Source organism: Baekduia sp. (assembly GCF_035996765.1).
Classification (GTDB): Bacteria; Actinomycetota; Thermoleophilia; order Solirubrobacterales; family Solirubrobacteraceae; genus Baekduia.
The window spans coordinates 13,031-35,768 of record NZ_DASYJG010000019.1 but is presented as its reverse complement, the minus strand read 5'-3'; the positions used below and the strand labels follow the sequence as shown (position 1 = coordinate 35,768).

The window sequence follows — 22,738 nt, the reverse complement described above, 5'->3', positions numbered from 1 at the left end:
GTGGGCGGTCAGCTGCGGGTCGGCGTCCTGGCCTCGGGCAGCGGGACCAACCTCCAGGCGCTGCTGGACGGGGTCCACGGCTTTGAGGCCAAGATCGTCGCGGTCGCCTCCGACAAGGTCGACGCGGTCGCGCTGGAGCGGGCACGCGGCGCCGGCGTGCCGACCTCCGCCTTTCCACGCGACGCGTTCCCGGATCGCGTGACGCGTGACGCCGCGATCGGCGACTGGCTCGAGGCCCAAGGCGTACAACTTGTTGTGCTGGCCGGTTACATGGCGATCCTCGACGCGAGCTTCATCGGTCGCTTCCGCGACCGCATCATCAACGTCCACCCGTCGCTGCTGCCCGCCTTTCCCGGCATCAACGCCGTGGGGCAGGCGCTCGACTACGGCGTGAAGCTCTTCGGCGTCACCGTCCACTTCGTCGACGAGGGCGTCGACACGGGCGCGATCATCCTCCAGCGCGCGATCGATCTCCCGGGTGCGACGGACGCGGCGAGCGTCCTCGACGCTCTACGCCCGGTCGAGCACGCGCTGCTCCCCGACGCCGTGCGCCTCATCGCCGCCGGCGCCATCCACCGCGACCCGGCCCACCCGCGCCGGGTCGTCATCGACGGCCCGTAGCGAGGCACCCGCGGGCGCCCGCGTTGTCCTGGTCGTTTGAGCGCCGGCGTGATTGGCGCTCAGCTCGCACGCAGGCTGGAGGCGCGCGGCGCGGTCTGTCGGCACCGAGGAGAGCGAGCGGGACGTGCAGCTCGCAGCGCTAGCGGTCGTCCGCCGGCGCCTGGGCGAGCGATTCGACCCCGAATGGATGTCATTCGTACGAAAGTGCTCCCGGCGAGCACCTTCATACGAACGACACCGAACCCGCGTATATGGCGGGTTCGATGTCGTCGAGTGCGCCGCGAAGTGGGTGGGCCCGTTCACGGTCGTATAGCGGCCGTCAACAGGCCCGCCCTCCCTGGCCGCGAGCGGACGACGAGCCAGCGCACCGAACCACACTCCCCGCTCGCTCTCCTCGCCGCCAACGGACCACACCGCGCCGCACGACCAACATTGCGCGCTGCACGCCAGAGACGCACGCGGCGGCGCAAACCCGACCCCGACCGCTTCACCTGGCGCGCGAGCGCTACCGCGCGACAGGTGAAGCGGCCGGAGTCGGGCGCGTGAGCAACGCCATCGCGGGCGACTCGCCCTGCGTCCCCGAGCCACTGCGGCGAGGCGCTCCGTGAAGCTCAGTCGTCCCCGCCGTCGGCGTCGCCGGGCGTCGGGGACGGCGTGTCGTCGTCGACCGCGCCCTCGGGATCCTCGCCCTGGCCCGCGGTGCCCCTCGTGTCCTCCCACTCGCCCGCAACATCCGGATCGAGATCCTCGCGGCGCACCTCAGCGGCCTTCTCCGCATCGGCGATGTGGTCGTCGAGCTTGCCGAGGCGGTGCTCCAGCTCGTCGGCTTCGCGTTCAAGGCTCGTCGCGGGGTCACGCTCGATCATGAGACCCGACCTTCCCGCAACACGCGAATCCCACACGCGCGCGCGACCGCTCTCGCCCGCGTCAGCCAATACCATCGGCCCCATGGCCTCCGAGACCTCGCCCGAGGCGCCGACCGCGCCCGGAACCGTGCGCATCCAGCGCGCCCTGCTGTCGGTCTCCGACAAGCGCGGCATCGTCGACTTCGCGCGCGGGCTCGCCGAGCTGGGGGTCGAGATCGTCTCGACCGGCGGCACCGCCGCGGCACTCACCGAGGCGGGGCTCGAGGTCCGTCCCATCGACGACTTCACCGGCTTCCCGGAGATCATGGACGGCCGCGTCAAGACGCTGCACCCCAAGCTCTACGCCGGCCTGCTCGCCGTCCGCGACAACGACGAGCACCTCGCCCAAGCCGACGCCAACGACATCGAGTTCGTCGACCTGGTCTGCGTCAACCTCTACCCGTTCGAGCGCACCGCGGCCAAGCGCGGCGTTGGTGAGGCCGAGGTCATCGAGAACATCGACATCGGTGGCCCGACGATGCTCCGCGCGGCAGCCAAGAACCACGCCTACGCCGCGGTCGTCGTCAAGCCTGAGTCCTATGACGCGATCATCGAGGAGCTGCGCGACGCCGGCGGCACGCTCTCGATGCCGACACGCGAGTCGCTTGCCGCCGAGGCCTTCGCCTACACCGCGCGCTACGACACCGCAATCGCTCGCTGGTTCGCCGAGAAGAGCGAGGACTTCGCGCCGCTGGTCATCCGCGCCTTCGAGAAGGTCGTCGACCTCCCCTACGGCGAGAACCCACATCAGCGCGCGGCCTTCTACTCGCAGGTCGGCACCCGCATGAACGTGCTGTCGCAGGTCAAGCAGCACCACGGCAAGCAGATCTCCTACAACAACATCCTGGACCTCGACTCGGCGCGCTCCATGGTGCGCGAGTTCGAGGTTCCGGCGTGCGTGATCGTCAAGCACAACAACCCGTGCGGCGCCGCGCTCGGCGCGACCGCGCAGCAGGCCTACGAGCAGGCCTTCGCGTGCGATCCGATGAGCGCCTACGGCGGCGTCATCGCGCTCAACCGCAAGGTCGACAAGGCCACGGCCGAGCAGCTCCACCAGCAGTTCATCGAGGTGCTGATCGCGCCCGAATACGACGACGATGCGCTCGCGGTCCTGACCCAGAAGCAGAACATCCGGATCCTCGAGGACCAGGAGCGTCGCCTGCCCGCGCTCGGCGAGCCCGAGATCCGCCAGGTCACCGGCGGCCTGCTGATCCAGGACCGCGACAGCAGCCGCGACGAGCGCGACGACATGGAGGTCGTGACCGACCGGCGTCCCACCGAGGAGGAGTGGGCCGACCTGCTCTTCTCATGGCGCATCGCGCGCCACGTGAAGTCCAACGCGATCGTGCTCTCCCGCGGCCTCGCCACGCTCGGCGTCGGGGCCGGCCAGATGAGCCGCATCGACTCCGTCCGCCTCTCGGTCGAGAAGTCCCAGGCCGACTCGCTCCAGGGCGCCGCGCTGGCCTCCGACGCGTTCTTCCCCTTCGCCGACGGCCCCGAGCTGGCGGTCCAGGCGGGCATCACCGCGATCATCCAGCCCGGCGGCTCGGTGCGCGACGACGAGGTCGTCGCGGCGGCCGAGCAGGCCGGCGTCACGATGGTCTTCACCAAGCGCCGCCACTTCCGCCACTAGGTGAAAAGCGGCACGAGCAGGGCCTTCTCTTTCCGTCCGGCGCGTCGCGCAATCTTCGCCGCCGCGTGAGCGCCACGAAGACCACTGCCCGACACGGATTGCGGGCGTGGCAGGTCTCCGCGCTCGAGGCGATGCGCACGTGGGATTCAGGCCCCTTCCTGATCTCCGCCGCCCCGGGCGCGGGAAAGACCCGCCCATCCATCGAGATCGCCAACCGCCTGCTCAAGGCGAAGGTCATCGACCGCGTGGCCGTCGTCTGCCCGACGACGCCGCTGACGCGCCAGTGGTCGATCGCGGCCGGCAAGCTCGGTCTCAACCTCGTCCCCGACGCCGCCGAGCTCGTGCCGCCGCGCGACTTCCACGGCGTCGCCGTCACCTACGCCAAGATCGCCTCGGTCTGCACCCAGTGGGGCGCGCAGTGCACGGGCCGCACGCTCGTGATCGCCGACGAGGCCCACCACCTCGGCGAGGAGCTGGCCTGGGGCGAGGGCTTCGCGCTGGCCTTCCGCAACGCGGCGCGCTGGCTGCTGCTCTCCGGCACGCCGTTTCGCTCCGACACCACGCCGATCCCGGGCGTCCGCTACGACGCCGACGGCGTTGCGGTCGCCGACGTCGCCTACACCTACGCCGACGCGGTTCGCGAGGGCATCTGCCGCCCGGTCACCTTCATCCCGTACGATGGGACGCTGCAGTGGCGCTCGGGCGACGACGTCATCGAGGCCGGGTTCGACACCGTCTTGACCACGCGCGAGGCGTCGCGCCGCTACCGCACCGCGATTAGCGCCGAGCTGACCGACGGCCTGCCGCGGATCCTCGCCGCCGCCCACGCCAAGCTGCACGAAGCACGCGCCGCCGGGCACAAGGACGCCGGCGGCCTGGTCGTCGCCGCCGACTCCGACCACGCGCGCAAGATCGCCAAGCTGCTCAAGGACGTCAGCGGCAAGAGCCCGCTTGTCGTCCTGCACACCGAGGCTGGCGCGCACAAGAAGCTCGCGGCGTTCACCGACTCGCGCGAGGAGTGGCTGGTCGCGGTCAACATGGTGTCCGAGGGCGTCGACATCCCGCGGCTGCGCGTCGGCGTCTACGCCAGCGCGGCCAAGACGCCGCTGATCTTCCGCCAGGTCGTCGGGCGCTTCGTGCGGACGATCGCGGGACGTCCGGCCGAGATGTCCTGGCTCTACCTGCCGGGTGACCCGGTGCTGCGCCGCCACGCCACCGACGTCGAGGGCGAGCTGCGCCACGTCCTGCGCCGGCGTGAGACCGACGAGGAGCTCTTCGATGAGCGTCCCGAGCGGGCCGAGAGCGAGAAGTCCGAGGCGGCGGAGTTCGTCGCGCTGTCGGCCGACGTCGCCCTGACGTCGCAGATGTCGCTCTTCGGCGGCGGTCCGGCCGTTGTCGCGGCCGCCTCGCCGATCCTGCCGTCGTTCACCGCGGCGGCACCGCCCGAAGAGGACGAGGAGCCCGTCGCCGCCTCGCGCCTCTCGGCCTTCGAGCGCCGCAACATCCTGCGCGACAAGCGCCATCGCCTGGTCGGCGACCTCGGCCGCCGCGATCGCCGTCCGCATGCCGAGATCAACGCCTGGCTCAACCAGGCGGTCGGCGTCACGCGCGTGGAGGACGCCACGCTCGACCAGCTCGAGCGCTCGATCGGGCTGTTGCTGGACGCGTTGGCCGGCAAGGTCGCTTCGAGGCGCTAGTACGCTGCGGCGGTGCCCGCCGCCGCTCGCAAGCCTTCCCCTGACGAGCTGCGCGCCCGCGCGGAGGAGCTGCGCCGGCTGCACGTCGACCCGGCGATCCTCGTGCTCGTCAACGTCTGGGACGCGGCCAGCGCTCGCACGGTCGCCTCGGTCCCCGGCTGCCGGGCGATCGCGACGGCGTCGTGGGCGATCGCGGCCGCGCACGGTCTTGCCGATGGCGAGGCGATCGGCCGCGAGGGGATGCTGGCGGCCGTCGGCTGCGTCGCGAGCGCCGTCGAGCTGCCGGTCACCGCCGATCTCGAGGGCGGCTACGGCGAGACGCCGGGCGACGTCGGCGAGACGATCGCGCGCGCCATTGATGCCGGTGCGGTCGGCTGCAACCTCGAAGACGGCGTGCGCGCCGGCGAGCTGCTGCGTGACGCCGAGGATGCCGCGGCGCGCGTTGCCGCAGCCCGCGAGCGCGCCGACGCCGAGGGCGTCCCGATCGTCATCAACGCGCGCACCGACGTCTACCTGCGCGGCGCCGACGACCCCGAGGCAGCGATCCTGCGCGGACAGGCCTACGCGCGTGCGGGTGCCGACTGCATCTTCGTGCCGGGCGTCACCGATCGCGCGACGATCAAGGCGCTGGTCGACGGCATCGACGCCCCGGTCAGCGTGCTGGCACGTCCGGGCGCGCCGTCGGTCTCTGAGCTGCAGGAGCTCGGCATCGCGCGCGTGTCGTTCGGGCCGGGCCCGATGGGCGTGGCGCTGGCCGCGCTGGCACGGACGGCATCAGACCTCTTGGGCGGCGGCATCGCGGCCGACGAGCTGTCCTACCGCCCGCCGGCCGTTTGACGCAGGGATCTCACTCACAAGGAGCTCCCGCCTCGGTCCGGCGAGGCGCCTGGCGACGCCCCGCCGGTGAGGGGGGAGGAACTGCACTTGCTCTCGTTGCGGAGGGGTGAAGAAGCGCCGGCCGGTCCAAGGAACCGTCGCCTCCGGTGTCCGCTGAACGCATGATGCGCCCGGAACCCCAAGCGCAGCTGAGCGCGGTCTAACGATTCGGTAAGGACTGCGGGACCTGCCGAGATGCCAATGCCCCCGGTGGGGCTCGAACCCACAACCTCAACGCTTAAAAGGCGCGCGCTCTACCAATTGAGCTACGAGGGCCCAACCAGCCTAGACTCAAAGGCCCCGCCCCCATGGTGTAGCGGTTAGCACACGAGCCTTTCACGCTCGAAGCAGGGGTTCGATTCCCCTTGGGGGTATGACGTCGTCGGGTGAGCGGCGGCCCGCCAACTGTAGCTGCATAGTTCTTGAGTGATGAGTAGCTCTATGCACGTTATTCCCGCTCGAACTTCCGTCTAGCGGCTCTTAGACGCCGCCGTACGTGGCACAGTTCGCAGGACCACGCGGGCTGCTGTTGCCCGCGGTGATCCCCATCGGTTGAGCTTCGTCTATGCCGCAACGTCTGCGGCGCCGTCCATCGGCCTCGATGGTCGTCGCCCTTCTCGCTCTCTTCATCGCCCTCGACGGCCCCGCGACAGCGGCACGGCTGGTCAACGGATCGGCGATCAAGCGCAACTCGATCACCAACCGGCAGGTACGCAACGGGACGCTCGGGACGCAGGACCTGTCCAAGCGGGCGATCAAGTCCCTGAAGGCAACGCCGACGAAGACGGTCGGCAGCGCGCAGCTGCGCAGCGGCGCGGTGACCAACGGCGCGATCGGGCCCAAGGCTGTTGACGCGTCGAAGCTCGCCGACGGGTCGGTGGGCAACACGCAGTTGGCCGCAAAGGCCGTGGATGCGGGCAAGCTGGCTGATGGTGCGGTCGGCGCCGGGCAGCTCGCCACGGACGCGGTGACGTCTTCGAAGGTCGCCGACGGCTCGATCGGCGCGGCGGCGATCGCCGACGGCGGGCTGCAGACGCGCGACCTCGGTGACTTCAGCGGGTCCGTCCTGGTCAACTTCGACCCGTTCCCGCCCAGCACCTGTCAGGTGGCGTTCGTTCCCGACCCGGTGCCGTCCGCGCCGGGGCAGAACAACATGATCGCCGACGACATCGTCTCGGTCTCGCCGGGCACGTCCGGCTGGCCGGACCCGATCATCGTCACCGCCAACCCGGGCGCCAACAACTCGCTGCGGATCGTGGCCTGTCGCATCGGCAAGGACAAGGACAAGATCGAGGGCGACCCCACCGACCTCATCGATCCGGGCCCCACGACCTTCCAGTACGTGGCCTTCGACACCTGATGCATAGGACCGCTTTCCGGGGCCGAGCGGCGGTTTCTCCCAAAATGCGGTCTCTTCTCGAACCGGATCGCGGTGTGGCTCTTCAGCGCTCGGCTGGACGTGCCGATGAGACGCGCGTGGATGCCGCCTTTCGGTGGACGGGGAGGTCGGGACGGTGCTGATGCACCGTCAAACGCCGGTCGCCTTCGGCGTGCTGGCCGCGTGTGCGGTGATCGCCAGCGGGTCGATCCTGCTGCGCGAGCGGATCCTCTCGTTCTCGTCGTGGCCTGAGGGCGGCGGTGGTGCGGATGCACCCGAGATCGCGATCCCGGCCGCCGGTTCGCCTGCGCTTGACGGCGCGGCGCTGACGGCCGCGCGAGAGACCGTGGGGCCCGTCGTTCGGGTTGACGCGGCGCGGTCAGGGTTGCTCGGTGTGCGCGCGGGTGGCGGCTTCATGGTCTTGGCGCCTCGGCCAGCGGGTGCCGGCGGCTCCTCGCGCGTGGGCTCTGGCAACGGCGACGCTGGAAGCGGTGGCGCTCACGGCGGCCAGCAGTTCTCCAGCAACGGCCGCACCGGCAGCGGCCACCCGGATGTTGGTTCTGGCCCGGTCAGCGATCCGCTGTCGCTCTACGGCGCCGGCATCCCGGTGGCGGGCGATGCCGGCTCGGCGGGCTCGGGCGTCTCGCCGTCGGCTGTGGACCCTGTGCCGCTGGAACCGACCGCTGCCCTGCGCGTCGCTGCGCCGCAGGAGGCCGAGGATGCCCCGGAGGCCGACGTCGCGCCGGTGAGCTCTTCGGCCGACGACGCTCCGCCGCCGTCCGATCCGGGCGAGACGCCGGAACCCGCACCAGACCCGACCCCCACGCCGGCTCCCGAGCCCCCCGATCCGACACCGGCTCCCGAGCCCGCCGAGCCGACGCCCCCTGCCGATCCGGCGCCGCCGGTCGACGAAACGCCTGCACCGCCCGTCGAGGCTCCCGCGCCGGACCCAGCTCCGGAGGTCCCGCCCGCTCCGGCTGATCCGACACCGCCGGCCGATCCGGCACCCGTCACGGATCCCGCTCCGATTGCCCCCGAGGATCCGGCGCCGTCGGTCGCGGCAGACCCAGCGCCGGCGGCGCCGGCTGCCGAGTAAGTCCTAGAAGTCCTGCCGGAAGAAGCGCTGCTCGACGCTCTCGTCCTCGAGAGCGGTGGCGCTGTAGTGCTCGCGCAGGGTGTCGGCATCCTCGCCGTCGATGAGAACGGCGTCCGAGGACTCCGGGGCCGTGCGCACCTGATGGCGCGAGCAGGCGATCCGCAGGTAGCCGCTCCACCACTGCGCGCCGCGCAACGGCACCATGCGCGTCCTGGAGCCAAACGTGCCGCAATGAACCGTTCCCCACGCCTCGCCGTCAGGATCGATGTGGATCCCGTCAAGGCGCCCGACGAGCCCGAAGGTTCCGTCGAGCACGAACACATCCCGCTTGGCCTGGCGCTGGTCGAGCATCGTGGCTCTTTCTCTACCCCGGCCCTTAGCCCTTCACACGCCGAGTGAGCACTTCCGCGTAGCCTGTGCAACGCCCGGGCGGTTAGCTCAGTTGGTTAGAGCACTTGCCTTACAAGCAAGGGGCCCCCAGTTCGAGTCTGGGACCGCCCATCGTCGAAGCCCCCGAGTTCACCGGGGCTCGTCGCTCCGGCTGACCGTCCTCGTGGCAAGATCGCGGCATGGAACGTGTGCTTGGAATCGGCGGGTACTTCCTGCGGGCTGCCGACCCGGCGGCCTTGGGCGCGTGGTATCGCGATTGCCTGGGTCTGGACGCCGATGAGCACGGCCTGTGGCGCCAGGAAGCCGGACCGACGGTGTTCGCGACGTTCGAGTCCGAGACCGACTACTTCGGGTCCCGCACCCAGCAGGCCATGCTCAACTTCCGGGTCGGCGATCTGGGTGCGATGCTCGCGCAGCTGCGCGCCAAGGGAGCGGACGTGGCGGAGGAGACGCAGGACATGGAGGGCGTCGGTCGCTTCGGCTGGGTTACCGATCCGGAGGGCAATCGGATCGAGCTGTGGGAGCCCACGTGAAGTCATCGTTGTTCGTCGTCGGACGTTGACAGATTCTGATTACGGTCATGGGCTTGACACTCAGAGGTCTTAAAGTGTTTAGTGCCGATCGCGTCTGGTGTCGGACGTCCTCGGATGGGGGCCGAGGTTCCTCTGTGGGCGGGATGAACGGGGTTCGCGATGCGCGTTTCGTGGTCGTGGTCGGTCGTGCTGGTTGCGATGGCGGGCTGTGTGGCGGCGTTGTTGATTGCCTTGCTGGTGGGGCCGTCGTCGCAGGCCGAGTCGCCGGGTACCCCACCGTTTGCGGCGCCGTCGGGTGGGGTGGAGGTGGCGTCGTTGCGGACCGAGAACTCGCGGACCTACCGCGAGGACGACGGCAGCCTGGTCGCCCGGGTCTCGCAGGATCCGGTCAACTATCGCGATGCCGCGGGCGCTTGGCGGCCGATCGATACGTCGTTGCGGCCGGATGGCAGTGGTGGGTTGGAGACGACGGCCTCGGCAGCGGAGGTGTCGTTGCCCCAAAGCTTGGATGCTGCGGCGAGGGTCAGCGATGGGTCGCGGTGGGTGTCGTTTGCGCTGGCTGGGGCGGACGCGACGGAGGCGCCGACGGTCTCGGGCTCGACGGCGACCTATCCTGACACGCTGGACGGGGTGGATGCGGTGTATGACGCGCAGCCCGGGGGTGTCAAGGAGACGCTGACGTTGGCCGATGCTTCGGCGCCGTCGTCTTACCGCTTTGCGATTGATGCCAGCGCTGGCCTGACCCCGTCGTTGGGTGATGACGGTGCGGTCGTGTTTCGCGATGGTGACGGTCGGCCGCGGTTCTGGCTGCCGGCGCCGACGGTGCAGGACGCCGATGCGCCGGCGCCGACGAGCAGTCATGTCGCCTACCGTCTCTCCGATGACCATCAGACGTTGTCGGTGGTCGTCGATCCCGATTGGCTGGCAGGGGCGGCGTTTCCGGTCAAGGTCGATCCGACCGTCTACCTCGGGAGTCAGAGCTCGTGCACCCTGGCCAGCGGGAGCCTGGCCTCGACGGCTGATTGCGACGGTACGACCTTGAAGGTCGGCCATGACGCTTCGCATACCTATCGTGCGGCGGTGCGGTTTGCCGGGATTGATACGGCGGTGCCGCGGACGGCCTCGGTGATCGGCGCCGAGTTGCACATGTACCTTGAGTCGCAGACCACGAGCGGGGCGACGACGCCGGTCAACGTCGTCGGCCTGGCCACCCAGCTGGGGTCCGGGGCGACGTGGAACACCTATAACGGCATCAGCGCTTGGACGACGCCGGGTGGCGATATCGCCAGCGGTCCGACCGATGCGCTGCCGGCCAAGACGACGATGATTCCCGCCGCCGTGGATGGGTGGGTCAACTTCGATATCGCGCAGCTGGCCGAGAAGTGGGTCCGCGATCCAGCTACGGCCAACAAGGGCCTGCTGGTCAAGGCGGTCGATGAGACGGCCAACAACGTCCTGAGCTATGACGGCACGACCTGGGATCATGGCAATCCGACGCTGTCGATCAACTACGAGCTGCATCCGGGTTCAGAGCGCGACCAGCGCTATGAGGGTGTCGCGATTGATGATCGCAGCGGCCTGTCGGTCAATACGGTCTCGGGTAACGTCGCGGTGACCAGCACCGATATCAGTCTGCCCGGAGTCGCCGGACTCGATCTGACGGTGGGGCGGTCATTTAACGGTCAGAACCTCGGCAACGGCAGCGGTCTGTTTGGCAGTGCGTGGAGTGATTCGATCAACGGTGCCGGCTATGAGAACGATCGGGTTTGGTATGACGATGCGCGCGTCATTCATGCCAACGGCGGGGCGATCTATCGCTTTGATCGCAACTTCGCTGGCGACGACGCGACCTACGAGGCCTACGTCACCCCGCCGGGCATCGACGCCGACTTCAAAGTCGTGAAGGCCACGGGGATCGGCACGCTGACCTTCCGCAAGACCGGGCTGCAGTGGGTCTATGCCAACACCTTTGACAGCTATCACAACACGCTGAGCCAGATCAAAGATCGCCACGGCAACCACATCGACATCACGCCGAAGTCCGGGACGCCGAACAAGATCGACTACATCACCGATACCTACGGGCGCCGGTTGAGCTTTAGCTATGGCTCGAACGCGGAGCTGACCCGGATCACCGACGCCTCCGGCCGTCACTGGGACTACAGCACCGATCACACCACCAGCCCGACCCACAACGTCCTCACCGGATTTACCAACCCCGATCTGAAGACCACCAGCTATCACTACGACACGGGGGCGTTGCCGGGCACGTGGGACAAGCTGGACAAGATCACCGATGCCCGCGGCCACGACATCACCCTGGCCTACAGCGGCAGCACCGGCGACTACAGCCAGGTCACCTCGGTCACCCGCCCGGTCGACGCGACCAGCGCCCACAACATCGTCTGGCAGTTCAACTACAAGCCGGGCGCCGGGGTCGGGCATACGTGTACCAGCGCCGATGCGATCGGGCGGACGCTGGAGACCGATCCGCTGTCGGGGGTGACGACGTACTGCTACAACAAGAACGGCCAGGTCATCGAGACGTGGGACGCTTCGACCCCGGCACGCCGGGTCGACACCACCTACACGCCCTCGGCGAACGTCGCGACCTTCACCGGCCTTGCCGGCACGGCCAACCCCTCGCTGACCACCTATGGCTTTGCGAGCAACGGTAACGCCACCGGCGCTTCGACCAAGATCGACGCCAGCCACACGCAGGCCTCAACGGTCAAGTACTGCGACGACGCGTTGCAGCCGGCGTGCAGCAGCTCGTCCTACGCTCAGGTCAAGTACCAGCCCACGCTAGCCACCGACAGCCAGGGCACCAGCCAGGCCTTCGCCTACAACACGACCGGCGACCTGACCGATGTGACGACCTCATCGGGCAGCGACCACCAGCAACTGCACTACACCAGCGCCGGCGAGGTCGACTGGTCCAAGGACGGCAACCTGCGCCAGACGACCTACGGCTACACCTCGCACTTCTTGACCAGCGTGACCCCACCGGCGCCCCTGGCCGCTGAGGCCTTCACGGCCGACAGCCTCGATCGCATCCACACCGCCACCGACGGTGCCGGGCAGACCGCGACGGTGACCTACGACGGCGAGGACCGCATCACGCGTGTCGACTGGTCGCCGAGCAACAAGTGGATGACCTTCACCTACGACAACGATGGCAACGTCACCCAACGCGCCGACGGAACCAGCACCACCACCTCGAACACGACGACCTACGGCTATGACTGGGCCAACCGCCGAACCTCGGAGAGCTTTCCGTCGAGCCGAACCAATACCTATGTCTACGACAAGGCGTCGAATCTGACGTCGGTGACCGATCCCGACGGGGTGGTCGGCTACACCTACGACGCGGTCAATCGCTTGACGTCGGTGACCTCCCCGAAGCCGACGAGCGGAACCGACACCATCACCTACGCCTACACCGATCCGGCCGGATCGACCGACCCCAGCAAGGTCACGGTCACCTATCCCGGTAGCGGTGGCGTGACCGGTACTGGGCTCAAGCAGGAGACGACCAGCGATGCCGCAGGCAACGTCCTGTCGACCCGAATCCTCAACAGCTCGGGCACGACGCTCAAGAGCCGCACCTACGTCCACGCCACCAGCTCATCTTCGACGAGCTCGCTGATCCAGACGGTCACCGACGAGGCGGGCAACCTGACGACCTACACCCACGGCGCCGCCGACCGTCTCACGCAGGCCAAGACGACCAACGGTGCGACGCCGGTCGATCAGTGGGACTACCTCTTCGACGCTGCCGGCAACCGCACGCGCCGTACCCACACCGTGGGAGCCGGCGGTCCCGTGGCGACCAGCTACGCCTACAACACCGCCAACGAGATGTGCTGGAGCGTTCCCGGCACGACACCGGGAACCTGCAGCTGCCCGACCCCGACCACCTGCACCGCAACCCCCGCTGGCGGCACCACCTACTCCTATGACGCCAACGGCCAGCGCATCACCGGCGCTACCTACGATGCGCTGGAGCGCCTGAGCGCTTTGGGTGCCAGCAGCCTTGGTTACCTGTCGCCGGGCAATGGCGAGCTGGTGAGCTATGGCACCACTGGGTATCAGAACAGCATGCTGGGCCTCAGTCGCCAGATCCCGTCCACCGGTTCTGCGACCGACGTCATCCGCGACACGGGCGGCGCACCGATCGCCCAGCGCGTCGGGACCGCCAGCAAGCAGGAGCTCTTCTCCGACGCTCTGGGCTCCACCATCGCGATGGCCGACGACAGCGCCAACACCATCAGCCGCCACTACACCTACGACCCCGACGGCAACGCGAGCACCACCGGCAGCGGCGCCACCACCAACCTCCTGTTCGCCAGCGGCCACCAAGTCGGAAGCCTGTATCACTACGGCGCCCGCTACTACGACCCCGCCACCGCCACCTGGACCCAACAAGACCCCATCAACCAAATCTCGAGTCTCATTCAAGCCAACCACTACACCTACACAGGAGGAGACCCCATCGACGAGACCGATCTAGCCGGTCTGTGTGTCAAGTGGTTGACCTGCCCCGCAGTCGCTGCGTATAAGTACGTCAAGTCGGGATACGATGAAGAGAGCGAGCGGCTCGCAGATGATGTCGTTAATTGCGGGCAAGGTGGGGAGTCGGGTTCCGAGAGCGCTGCGGGGATCCCTGAGGTTGGACCCGAGGCCGGATATGTCGCCGGATGCGCGGTCAGCGTCTTTGCAGGTTCGTACGGCTACAACACGGAAGCACCTTGGCGCAGCGGACAGCCGGGCTGACTCGATGCGGCGGAACAGATGGAGACGGAGATCCGTGCGATGACACCCGCCGAAGGAGGGGCGCTACATGAGTAGGCCTCGACAAGCGATATGACCGTCTGGCTTCTTCGGCTGTTCGCCGCGCTGCTTGTCGCATCTCTCGCCGTGAGCGTCGCTTCAGGCGTGCAGGGAGTTTGGGCGGCGTTTGCCGCCGTCGTGTTTGGGCTCCTGCTCTGGGCGCTGATGCGCGGGGGCCGTAACTGGTGGATATTTCTGGTCGTATATACATTTATCGCGCTAGTTGGAGCTGCATTGCACGGTGAGATCGTCGCGAGCCTTGTCCCGCTCGTGCTGCTGTGCATCTTGCTTTCGCGGCCCATCCGTCGCTACGTAGACAAGCCATCAGAACCGGTGAGATGGACCGAGCTCATCGGCAGATGAGATCCGAGTCCGTCGTCGGCGGCCCCCTCACTCCGTGCTGCCTTGTCCTAGCGGCGTTGAGCCACTAGCCACAGGGAACGGGATTTGACGTCGCCGGGTGAAACTGGACCTGAGGCGGGTCGGGACGTTCCTATAGATGTCAAGGGAGCGAGAGTGCGTTGAGATCGTCGCGGCTGTATCGTTGGCGGCGCGGTCGGGTCGGCGGCCGGCGGGATCGGTGCTGTCCCCGGGCTGCCTTGGGGGTGCGGGGAGGGGGCGGCACAGGGAGCGGTGATCGGAGGTGGCTCCGAGGTGGTCACCAAGGCCAGCGGCCGTCGTGGAGGCCAGGCCGCCGGGGTTTCAGGCGGCGCAGTCGGTACGATCAACGATATCGCGCAACTTTGTCGCGCCGACTGTCGATGACCTCTCCTTGGCCCCCTGAAGATCATTGGCCAATCAGAACCAAGCGTCGCCGCGTGACCACCGCGGTCGTAACCCTAGTCATCTGTTTGGCAGGAACAGAGCAACTTCTCGGGAGCGGGCACAATCATCGCAGGTGTCGTCGGACCGATAGGGGTCGTTTGCCTGGGGTACGCGCTGATTTCGACGTTGCGCAGCCCCTGATCATGTCGTTCGGCTCGGCCTGCGGACCCAAGCCACGCTGGGTGGAGGTGCTTGCATGGCTTTCCGGGGGCCGGGGCTCCTCGTGCTCGCCATCGGCTTAGGTGTGGTGGTCGGTCTCGCTCTCGGGCCGCTTGGGGCCGCGGCAGGTGTGGGGATCGCGTTCGTTATGGCCAATGTCGTGTTTCCTATGATCGCCAGGGGCGGTGGCCGGCTGTGGGGTCTTCCGCGGTGGTGTCGTACTCCCGCGGCCGGGGCCGTCGATGAACCGCCTCTTGGCGATTGTGCAGACTCGGACTTCGGTGTCATCGCTGTTGGACATAAGTGCCATCTGCCTCGGCTTGTTGCTCATCGGAGGCTCGCGTGTCTTGGCCGACGCGTTCAAGTCTCCGGGCGATAACTCGCTGGTGACGCGGTTCTTAGGCCTAGGAAACACCTACAACTCCCGTCTCTACCGATGGGCTGCGGCCGTATTGACCGGCCTGCTCTTCATCGCTGCAGGCATGGGAGATCTGTTCAGCAAATAGTCATCACGACCCCATCGGCAACCCCACGCGTGATCCCGCCGTCTTACGGTCGGGGGAGGGAGCAGAGCGATGGTTGGGAATAGCTCCGAGGTGGTCGCAACGATATCGAGCAATGGCGGGCTGTTGAGCGTTGGCCCCACGGGGTATCAGAACACCATGCTTGGCCTCCGCTGCCAGATCTCCTCTACCGGCTACAAGCTCTACAAAGTGATCGACGTGAGACAGAGCGATGGCCGATGAAGCTCCTTGTCGATGAGGGCCGTGGGCGACTCAGTCCGTTGCCCGCGGCCCTTTACGCCATCACCGTCGGAGCAGTTGCGGTGCTGCTCATCGTTCTCGGCCACGTTCAGTGGCTGGTGGCAATAGCCGTGGCGTTGGGACTAACGGAGGGCACGTTGCGCGTTATCCTGGCCATTTCCGCCCGATGAGACCGCCGAGCCTAATTGCGCAGGTGGCGGGGTCAGAGATTGCCAATGTTGCGCTTTGGGCTGTTAGGCACGGCGTCGGTCTTCGTCTTCGTCGTGACGGTTGCGCTTGGTCGCGAGGTTGGACCCGCGGCGCTTTGGGCAGCTGCGATGGCGGTACCGGTGGGAGCGATCGCAACATACGGCCGCACGCGCCGACGGTAACGTGTCGCACGTACCGTGGATGACATGCTTGCGCTTAGTTGTGTCCGGTCGGGACGCATTCGATCCAAATGATGCAACCAACTGCGGTATCTACTCGGGCCTTCGGCGGCTACTCGCTCCGTGGGGCCCCGCGACCTATCAGAAGAAACGATGCGGGAGCCGACGGATCGACGGCTCAGGCCGCGAGGCCGTTTCGAATGAGCGCGTTGGTTTGGCAGTCGAAGCGGTGACGGAACCGGTCCTGGTGGAACGGTGCCGAGTTGTCGGTCTCGTAGTAAATGCGGTCAATGCGGTCGAGCTGGTGGGCCGGGATCGAGGACACGAGCGCCTCCTCGGAGCCCTCGGTGTCGACCTTGAGAACATCGATGCGCTCTTCGCGGGCGAGCACATCGTCGAGCAACGACGCAAACGAGCGCGTTGGCACCGTGATCGATTCGGACTTCCAGCCCTGTTCGAACCCGCCGTAGCGACCGCTGGGCTCGACATAGAACGTGGCCTCGCCGTCGCAGGCCGCTGCCGCGACCTCCTGTAGCTCATAGCGGCCCTCGAACCCGGCGAGCGTTCGTGGTAACCGCGCGATGTTCTTCGGGTCGGGCTCGACGCAGTACACCTTCGAGGTGGCATTGCGCGTCAGGAAGTAGAGGGAGGCGATGCCGATGTTGGCGCCGACGTCGACGGCGACCCGCAGTGTCTCCGGCGCCTCGTAGTCCTGGCGGGCGAAGATCTCGTTGACCGTGAGGAGGTCGTCGTGGCGATCGAGCTGCGGGCGCACGACGCCGATCGGCGTCCGCACCGACGGCGCCCACGGGTACGTGCCGCGGCCGAACATGAACCGCCGCGTGACCTCCGGCAGATCTTGGCGCCGGTAGACCCGCGGCATCGTCACCAGCGCCCGCCGGTGGCCACGCTGCAGGGGTGCGCGAAGCACCGTACCGACGTCGCGGCCACCGATTTGCATACCGCTGACCTTATCGGAGCCGGCCGGGTGCCTAGGCGGCCTTACCCGCCCGCGCGCCGCGCGACCATCACCGCGAAGCGGTGGTCCTTGAACAGGCAGTCGGCCGCGTCGAAGCCGGCCTCCCGCAGCCACCGCAGCTGGGACTCGACGTCGGCGCACTGGTCGTGGCGCATGCGCTCCAACGCTCCGGCCCACTCGGGGTCGTCGGTCCCGGCCGCCCGCGCTGAGGCCTCGTGCCACTCCCGGTAGCGGCGGTCAAAGCACAGCGTCGGGCCGGCGACTTGCTCGGCGTTGACGAAGACGCCGCCGGGCGGCAGCGCTGTGCACACGCGGGTAAATAGATCGCGCTTGCCAGCGTCGTCGAGGTGGTGGATCGCCAGCGCGGAGACGACGGCGTCGAACTCGCCGCCGGGCAGCGGATCTGACAGGTCGGCGACGTGGAGCTCGGCGTCCGGACCCAACACGGCACGGGCCTGCTCGAGCATCGCGGGCGCGCCGTCGACCAGGACGAGCGCGGCGTCGGGGTAGGCGGCCGCGACGCGCGCGGCCAGCATGCCGGTCCCGGCGCCGAGGTCGAGCACGCGACGGGGCGGGCGGCCGAGCATCGCCAGCCCGTCGATAGCCGCGCCGTAGAAGGCGTCGAAGGGTGGGATGAGCCGGCGGCGCGGGCCCTCGTAGCCGCTGGCATGGGCGTCGAAGGTGGCGGGAGCGCTGTCCGTCGTCATGACATACAAGTGTACGTTATGACATACAAGCTGTCTAGCGCGGAATGCGGCTACTTCGACGCCGTCGCCACCGTCACACCCTGGGCCTTGAGCTCGGCCGAGACCTCGGTGAGCTTCTTGGCGCCCGTGCTGTTGGGCAGCGCTCGGAGCGCCGCGGCCAGCGACTTCGTGTCCTTGCCGCCGCCGCTGCGGAACGACGTCGCCAGCTCTTCCAGCCCTTCGATCAGCTTGCGGTGCGTGGCCGCGAGCGCCGCGGGCGGGGTGATCGCTCGCAGCTTCTTGACCGTGTTATCGATGACGGTCGCCTGCGCCTCGCGGTGATCGATGATCTGCGCTGAAGAGACGTTGGCGCCCACCTGGTCGGTGTCGGCAAAGGCGTCCTGCAGTGCCTTGGTCGCTGCACCCAACTGCCGGGCGTAGTCCTGCTTGGGCGAGGCCTTGTCGCCACCGCCGTCATCACCACCGCACCCTGCGAAGACGACGACGGCCAGCAGAGCGACCAAGACCACGAGCGCGCGACGCATGGCGGCGATCCTCCCATGTTCGCCGCGCCCGCGTACCCTTCAGGGCGATGGCCCTCGATCCCACGCACACCGCCCTCGGCACCTGGTCGGGCGGCCACTTCATGCACTACGGCCTCCCGCTCGGAGAGGACCGCCTGCTGGCGCTCATGCGCCCCGACGAGCGCGTCCGCACCGTGCTGACCGCCGACGTCTACGGCGAGGGTGCGGCCGACACGCTGCTCGGCCGGGCGCTGACCGGCCTCGATCGCGAGGCCTACTCGTTGATCGGCGCCGTCGGCCACGACTTCTACAACGGCGAGCGCGAGGGCGCCAAGGGCTTCCCGCGCTTCACCGACCCGCGCCTGCGCGGGCCCGGCGAATACGGCGCCTACCTGCGCGACGCCACCGAGCGCAGCCTGCAGCGCATCGGCGCCGATGCGTTCGACGTCCTGCTGCTCCACAACCCCGACCGCACCGGCTACACGCACGAGGCGGTCTGGGAGGGCATGGTCGCGCTGCGCGACGCCGGCCTCACGCGCCGCATCGGCGTCGCGCCCGGCCCGGCCAACGGCTTCACGCTCGACGTCATCGACTGCTTCGAGCGCTACGGCGACGTCATCGACTGGGCGATGTTGATCCTCAACCCGTTCGAGCCGTGGCCCGGCGAGCTCGCGCTTCCGGCGGCGCAAGCCCACGACGTCAAGGTGCTCACGCGCGTCGTCGATTACGGCGGCCTCTTCCACGATGACCTGCGTCCCGGCTTGCCGATGGCCGAGCGCGACCACCGCAAGTTCCGCCCGGCCGGCTGGATCGAGCGCGGCACCGAGCGCCTTGACGCGCTGCGCCCGATCGCCGAGCGCCACGGCCTGACATTGCTGCAGCTTGCTGCGCAATGGAACCTCGCGCACCCCGCGGTCGCCTCGGTCGTCCCGACGCTGATCCAGGAGTCATGGGACGGCGCCAAGCCGGTCGAGGCCCAGCGCGAGGAGCTGGCCGGCGTCCCGGCCGAGGTGCTGCTGAGCGACGAGGAGGTCGCCGAGATCCGCGCGGTCGGCGACAACACGCGCTGCATGGCGCTCAAGGGCGGCGTGCCCGACCACGAGGGCGAAGCGCGCCCGGACCGCTGGCCGCTGGACGGCGAGCTCGAGGAGATCGCGGCGCGCTGGGACATCGCGCCCACAGACCTCCAACCGGCCTAGCCGAAGAAGACTTCCGCGTCGGCGAAGAACTTGTCGTCCAACGTCTTCGGGTCCCCGAGCGCTTCGGCGATCGGCACCGTCACGATGTCGGTCCCGCGCAAGGCCACCATCTTGCCCGACGCCCCAGCGGTCACGGCCTCCGCGGCCGCCACGCCGAAGCGCGTCGCCAGGACGCGGTCAAACGCCGTCGGCGTCCCGCCGCGCTGGACGTGGCCGAGGATCGTCATGCGCGTCTCATAGCCCGTGCGCTCCTCGATCTCACGCTCCAGCACCACGGCGATCCCGCCGAGCCGCTCGTGGCCGAACGCGTCGAGCTGGCCGGAGCCTGCTGTCGACAGCGTCTCGGCTTGCGGCGTCGCGCCCTCCGACACCACGACGATCGAGAACGTCCGCCCGTTGGCGTGGCGGCGGCGGATGTGGCCGCAGACCTCCTCGATGTCGAACGGCCGCTCTGGCACCAGGATGACGTCGCCGCCGCCGGCCATCCCGGCGTGCGCGGCGATGAAGCCGGCATGGCGCCCCATCACCTCCAGGACCATGACGCGGTTGTGGGACTCGGCGGTCGTGTGCAACCGGTCGATCGCGTCGGTGGCGATCTGCACCGCCGTCTGGAAGCCGAAGGTGTAGTCGGTGCCCTTGAGGTCGTTGTCGATGGTCTTGGGCACGCCGACCACCGGGACGCCCTCGGCCGCCAGGCGCGCCGCGACGCCGAGCGTGTCCTCGCCGCCGATCGGGACGAGCACGTCGACATCGCGCAAGGCCATCCCCGCGCGTACGCCGTCAACGCCGGGGCCACCTTCCTTAAAGGGGTTGGTCCGCGACGAGCCGAGGATCGTTCCGCCACGCGGCAGGATCCCCTTGGTCCGCTCGGCCGTCAGCTCCTCGCCCTCGCCGCTGAGCACGCCGGCCCAGCCGTAGGTGTAGCCGAACAACGTGTGCCCGTCGCCGAGGCCCTTGCGGACCACGGCACGGATCACCGCGTTCAATCCCGGGCAGTCGCCGCCGCCGGTCAGCACTCCGATCCTGGCCATGGGCCAGAGACTATGAGGGCTGTCTAGCCCTCGATCGGGATGGGCCGGAGCCTGAGCGCTCGGCGGTCGCCGCGCGGTTGCGGCCGGCCTTTTTGGCGTCGTACATCGCGATGTCGGCTTGGACGAGCAGTTCCTCGGCGCTGAGGCCGTCGGTGTCATCGAAGGCGGCGAGGCCGACCGACGCGGTGACGCGCGCGTGGCCGGCGCCGTCGGCGACGGTGCCGTCGCGCTCGACCGCTCCCAGCAGCTTGGCGGCGACCGCGGTGGCCTCGGACTCCGACGCCTCGGGCAGGATCACGCCGAACTCGTCCCCGCCGAGGCGGGCGATGACGTCGGACTCGCGCAACTCATCGCGCAGCGTGCCCGCCAGCCGCGCGATCAGCTCATCGCCGACGGGATGGCCGAGCGTGTCGTTGACATGCTTGAAGCCGTCGAGGTCGAGCACGAGGACCGCGCCGCGACGGTGGTAGCGCTCGGCGGAGGCCAGCGCGCGATCCAGTTCCTCCTCGAAGCGGCGGCGGTTGAACAGCCCGGTGAGCGCGTCGTGGTCGGCGAGGTACTGCAGCTGGCCTTCAAAGCGCTTGCGCTCGGTGATGTCGACGATCTGGCCGATGCCGTAGGCCGGCTGGCCGGCCTCGTCGGGCACGGCGGCGACGGTCACGAGCGTCCAGACGAGCTGACCATCGGCGTGGACCATCCGGCACTCGGCGGTGATCCGCTCGACCTTGCCGGCGATGAGCGCTGCGAGGCGCTCACGGGTGACGTCGAGCTCCTCGGGATGAAGGATCGCGCTGATGCGGCGTCCCAGCAGCGCGTCGCGCTCGTAGCCGAGCAGGCGGGCGAGCGCGGCGTTCACGGTCACCCACTGGCCCGGCTCGGGGCCGTGGAAGTCCAGGACGCAGACGCCGATCGGCGCATGCTCGAAGGCGGCGCGGAAGCGGCGCTCGGCCTCGCGGCGGCCGGCCTCCAAGCGATGGCGCTCGGTGACGTCCTGGGTGGTGCCCCAGACGCGGCGCAGCGCGCCGTCGACGCGCTCGGCGGCGGCCCCGCGGCCGTGCATGACACGCTCGATCCCGTCGGGACGGACCAACCGGTAGGTGATGTCGAACGGTGCGCCATCCAGCGTGGCGCGTGCGAGGACGTCGCGGACCGCGTCGCGATCGTCAGGGTGAATCAGCTTGGTGTGGGTCGCGTGGCCGGCGGCGGTCGTCTCCGGATCGACACCGAAGATCCGGTAGAGACCAGGGCTCCAGGACTCCGCGCCGGTCTCCAGATCGGTCGACCAGCTGCCGAGGTCGGCCATCGACTGGGCCTCCTCGAGCAGCGCGCGCTGGCGGTGCGCCTCCTCCTCGGCCTCCTGCAGCCGCAGCTCGTTGGCCTTGCGCGAGGTGATGTCGCGCGTGGTGGTGACCGCCTCGACGAACGCGCCGTGCTCGTCCAGGACGGGGGAGACGGTCGACTCCAGCCACATCTCGCGGCCGTCGCGGACGTTGGTCATCCGGTAGCTGACGACGCCGCGGCGGCCCTGGCGCGCCTGCTCGTGCGTCTCGCGGACCGCGGCGGCATCGTCGGGATGGCAGACGTCGGCGGCCCAGAAGCCGACCAAGTGCTGGGCCTCGAAACCGAGCAGCGCCTCGGCGCCGCCCGCGGCGTAGACGATCTTGCCGTCGGCCTGGTGGCGGGCGATCAGGTCGCCGGCGTGGGTGGCCAGCAGCGCGAGCTCACCCTCGCGGGCCTTCAGGTCGGCCTGGGCGCGCAGGACGACGGTGATGTCGGAGAAGGAGACGACGGCGCCGTAGGCCTGGGTGTCGCCTTCGACGAAGAGCGGGACGGCGTTGACCAGCAGCCACTGCTGCGTGCCGTCGCGGCGGTCGAAGCGCAGCCGGGTGGCCAAGACCGGCTCGCCGGTGGCGATCGCGCGCGTGCCGGGCTGGTCGGCGACGTCGACCGGCGTGCCGTCGGGGTGCAGCGGCACGAAGGTCTGGTCATGCGGTGAGCGGCCGGCGAGGCGGTCGTCTTGCAGGGTGTGGACGCCCGCGATCACCCGCGCCGCGCGGTTGGAGGCACGGATGGTGCCGGTCGCGTCGGTGATGACGAGACCCTCGGTCGTGGCATCGGCGGCGGGACCGAGAAGGCGCGACCAATCGTCGTGAGTCGTAGGGGCGGTGCGGATCGACATCGAGGGCCTTGGCAGAAGGTCGGCGTGCGGCACATCGGACTTGAGGTCCGGGACATGCGTAA

At 68.9% G+C, this 22,738-nt stretch carries 19 protein-coding genes and 3 tRNA genes; 14 read left to right on the top strand and 8 right to left on the bottom strand.

What is annotated here, in order from left to right; all coding sequences use genetic code 11:
- On the top strand, positions 1 to 621 hold the full coding sequence (purN, locus tag VGO10_RS03805) for a phosphoribosylglycinamide formyltransferase (protein ID WP_327465311.1): 621 nt from the start codon (positions 1 to 3) through the stop codon (positions 619 to 621).
- Positions 622 to 1,232: 611 nt separating this feature from the next.
- Here purN and VGO10_RS03800 read toward each other — a convergent pair.
- Positions 1,233 to 1,487: a hypothetical protein gene (locus VGO10_RS03800; RefSeq protein ID WP_327465309.1), complete on the bottom strand. Its 255-nt coding sequence runs from the start codon at positions 1,485 to 1,487 to the stop codon at positions 1,233 to 1,235.
- 82 nt (positions 1,488 to 1,569) lie between these two features.
- Between VGO10_RS03800 and purH the strand changes: the two genes are divergently transcribed.
- The 3 genes from purH (at position 1,570) to VGO10_RS03785 (ending at position 5,693) form a co-directional block, all read left to right on the top strand.
- Positions 1,570 to 3,159: a bifunctional phosphoribosylaminoimidazolecarboxamide formyltransferase/IMP cyclohydrolase gene (gene purH / locus VGO10_RS03795; protein WP_327465307.1), complete on the top strand. Its 1,590-nt coding sequence runs from the start codon at positions 1,570 to 1,572 to the stop codon at positions 3,157 to 3,159.
- A gap of 65 nt (positions 3,160 to 3,224) precedes the next feature.
- Positions 3,225 to 4,856: a DEAD/DEAH box helicase gene (locus tag VGO10_RS03790; RefSeq protein ID WP_327465305.1), complete on the top strand. Its 1,632-nt coding sequence runs from the start codon at positions 3,225 to 3,227 to the stop codon at positions 4,854 to 4,856.
- A gap of 12 nt (positions 4,857 to 4,868) precedes the next feature.
- On the top strand, positions 4,869 to 5,693 hold the full coding sequence (locus VGO10_RS03785; RefSeq protein ID WP_327465303.1) for an isocitrate lyase/phosphoenolpyruvate mutase family protein: 825 nt from the start codon (positions 4,869 to 4,871) through the stop codon (positions 5,691 to 5,693).
- Between the two features lie 241 nt (positions 5,694 to 5,934).
- Here VGO10_RS03785 and VGO10_RS03780 read toward each other — a convergent pair.
- Positions 5,935 to 6,008: transfer RNA gene (locus VGO10_RS03780), tRNA-Lys, on the bottom strand.
- Positions 6,009 to 6,034: 26 nt separating this feature from the next.
- On the opposite strand from VGO10_RS03780, the gene VGO10_RS03775 reads away from it, so the two are divergent.
- The 3 genes from VGO10_RS03775 to VGO10_RS03765 all read left to right on the top strand — a co-directional run bounded on the left by VGO10_RS03775 (position 6,035) and on the right by VGO10_RS03765 (position 8,206).
- A tRNA-Glu gene (locus VGO10_RS03775) sits at positions 6,035 to 6,106 on the top strand.
- 191 nt (positions 6,107 to 6,297) lie between these two features.
- A complete protein-coding gene (locus VGO10_RS03770; RefSeq protein WP_327465301.1) occupies positions 6,298 to 7,092 on the top strand; it encodes a hypothetical protein in 795 nt (264 codons plus the stop codon).
- Positions 7,093 to 7,225: 133 nt separating this feature from the next.
- Positions 7,226 to 8,206, top strand: a complete 981-nt coding sequence (locus tag VGO10_RS03765; protein WP_327465299.1) for a hypothetical protein — start codon at positions 7,226 to 7,228, stop codon at positions 8,204 to 8,206.
- Between the two features lie 3 nt (positions 8,207 to 8,209).
- On the opposite strand, the gene VGO10_RS03760 is transcribed toward VGO10_RS03765, so the two are convergent.
- Positions 8,210 to 8,557, bottom strand: coding sequence for a hypothetical protein (locus VGO10_RS03760; protein WP_327465297.1), 348 nt, complete (start codon positions 8,555 to 8,557; stop codon positions 8,210 to 8,212).
- 76 nt (positions 8,558 to 8,633) lie between these two features.
- Between VGO10_RS03760 and VGO10_RS03755 the strand changes: the two genes are divergently transcribed.
- The 6 genes from VGO10_RS03755 to VGO10_RS03730 all read left to right on the top strand — a co-directional run bounded on the left by VGO10_RS03755 (position 8,634) and on the right by VGO10_RS03730 (position 15,880).
- Positions 8,634 to 8,707 (top strand) — tRNA-Val (locus VGO10_RS03755).
- Positions 8,708 to 8,775: 68 nt separating this feature from the next.
- The gene (locus VGO10_RS03750) at positions 8,776 to 9,129 is read left to right on the top strand and encodes a VOC family protein (protein WP_327465295.1); all 354 of its coding nucleotides are present in this window, start codon (positions 8,776 to 8,778) and stop codon (positions 9,127 to 9,129) included.
- Between the two features lie 159 nt (positions 9,130 to 9,288).
- On the top strand, positions 9,289 to 13,905 hold the full coding sequence (locus VGO10_RS03745; RefSeq protein ID WP_327465293.1) for an RHS repeat-associated core domain-containing protein: 4,617 nt from the start codon (positions 9,289 to 9,291) through the stop codon (positions 13,903 to 13,905).
- A 90-nt stretch (positions 13,906 to 13,995) separates the two neighbouring features.
- Complete coding sequence (locus VGO10_RS03740; RefSeq protein ID WP_327465291.1) at positions 13,996 to 14,325, top strand: hypothetical protein; 330 nt, start codon at positions 13,996 to 13,998, stop codon at positions 14,323 to 14,325.
- A gap of 968 nt (positions 14,326 to 15,293) precedes the next feature.
- Entirely contained in the window at positions 15,294 to 15,452 is a 159-nt protein-coding gene (locus tag VGO10_RS03735) for a hypothetical protein (protein ID WP_327465289.1), read from the top strand.
- Positions 15,453 to 15,688: 236 nt separating this feature from the next.
- Positions 15,689 to 15,880 (top strand): hypothetical protein, encoded by a 192-nt coding sequence (locus VGO10_RS03730; RefSeq protein WP_327465287.1) that lies wholly within the window; start codon positions 15,689 to 15,691, stop codon positions 15,878 to 15,880.
- A 376-nt stretch (positions 15,881 to 16,256) separates the two neighbouring features.
- Here the strand turns inward: VGO10_RS03730 and VGO10_RS03725 are convergent, their stop codons facing one another.
- The 3 genes from VGO10_RS03725 to VGO10_RS03715 form a co-directional block, all read right to left on the bottom strand.
- Positions 16,257 to 17,009, bottom strand: coding sequence for an FkbM family methyltransferase (locus tag VGO10_RS03725; protein ID WP_327465285.1), 753 nt, complete (start codon positions 17,007 to 17,009; stop codon positions 16,257 to 16,259).
- A 71-nt stretch (positions 17,010 to 17,080) separates the two neighbouring features.
- The gene (locus tag VGO10_RS03720; RefSeq protein ID WP_327465283.1) at positions 17,081 to 17,764 is read right to left on the bottom strand and encodes a class I SAM-dependent methyltransferase; all 684 of its coding nucleotides are present in this window, start codon (positions 17,762 to 17,764) and stop codon (positions 17,081 to 17,083) included.
- Between the two features lie 50 nt (positions 17,765 to 17,814).
- On the bottom strand, positions 17,815 to 18,288 hold the full coding sequence (locus VGO10_RS03715; RefSeq protein WP_327465281.1) for a hypothetical protein: 474 nt from the start codon (positions 18,286 to 18,288) through the stop codon (positions 17,815 to 17,817).
- Positions 18,289 to 18,335: 47 nt separating this feature from the next.
- Between VGO10_RS03715 and VGO10_RS03710 the strand changes: the two genes are divergently transcribed.
- Positions 18,336 to 19,466, top strand: a complete 1,131-nt coding sequence (locus VGO10_RS03710) for an aldo/keto reductase (RefSeq protein WP_327465279.1) — start codon at positions 18,336 to 18,338, stop codon at positions 19,464 to 19,466.
- On the opposite strand, the gene VGO10_RS03705 is transcribed toward VGO10_RS03710, so the two are convergent.
- The gene (locus VGO10_RS03705; RefSeq protein WP_327465277.1) at positions 19,463 to 20,497 is read right to left on the bottom strand and encodes an ATP-dependent 6-phosphofructokinase; all 1,035 of its coding nucleotides are present in this window, start codon (positions 20,495 to 20,497) and stop codon (positions 19,463 to 19,465) included. The two genes, VGO10_RS03710 and VGO10_RS03705, sit on opposite strands and share 4 nt — an antisense overlap.
- A gap of 10 nt (positions 20,498 to 20,507) precedes the next feature.
- Positions 20,508 to 22,676, bottom strand: coding sequence for a PAS domain S-box protein (locus tag VGO10_RS03700; RefSeq protein ID WP_327465275.1), 2,169 nt, complete (start codon positions 22,674 to 22,676; stop codon positions 20,508 to 20,510).
- Positions 22,677 to 22,738 lie beyond the last annotated feature (62 nt).

Coding starts and splice junctions, on each gene's coding strand:
- VGO10_RS03740 (WP_327465291.1), top strand. CDS start 13,996: ATGACCGTCTGGCTTCTTCGGCTGTTCGCCGCGCTGCTTGTCGCATCT.
- purH (WP_327465307.1), top strand. CDS start 1,570: ATGGCCTCCGAGACCTCGCCCGAGGCGCCGACCGCGCCCGGAACCGTG.
- VGO10_RS03745 (WP_327465293.1), top strand. CDS start 9,289: ATGCGCGTTTCGTGGTCGTGGTCGGTCGTGCTGGTTGCGATGGCGGGC.
- VGO10_RS03760 (WP_327465297.1), bottom strand. CDS start 8,557: ATGCTCGACCAGCGCCAGGCCAAGCGGGATGTGTTCGTGCTCGACGGA.
- VGO10_RS03700 (WP_327465275.1), bottom strand. CDS start 22,676: ATGTCGATCCGCACCGCCCCTACGACTCACGACGATTGGTCGCGCCTT.
- VGO10_RS03710 (WP_327465279.1), top strand. CDS start 18,336: ATGGCCCTCGATCCCACGCACACCGCCCTCGGCACCTGGTCGGGCGGC.
- VGO10_RS03770 (WP_327465301.1), top strand. CDS start 6,298: ATGCCGCAACGTCTGCGGCGCCGTCCATCGGCCTCGATGGTCGTCGCC.
- VGO10_RS03720 (WP_327465283.1), bottom strand. CDS start 17,764: ATGACGACGGACAGCGCTCCCGCCACCTTCGACGCCCATGCCAGCGGC.
- VGO10_RS03750 (WP_327465295.1), top strand. CDS start 8,776: ATGGAACGTGTGCTTGGAATCGGCGGGTACTTCCTGCGGGCTGCCGAC.
- VGO10_RS03715 (WP_327465281.1), bottom strand. CDS start 18,288: ATGCGTCGCGCGCTCGTGGTCTTGGTCGCTCTGCTGGCCGTCGTCGTC.
- VGO10_RS03730 (WP_327465287.1), top strand. CDS start 15,689: ATGAAGCTCCTTGTCGATGAGGGCCGTGGGCGACTCAGTCCGTTGCCC.
- VGO10_RS03705 (WP_327465277.1), bottom strand. CDS start 20,497: ATGGCCAGGATCGGAGTGCTGACCGGCGGCGGCGACTGCCCGGGATTG.
- VGO10_RS03800 (WP_327465309.1), bottom strand. CDS start 1,487: ATGATCGAGCGTGACCCCGCGACGAGCCTTGAACGCGAAGCCGACGAG.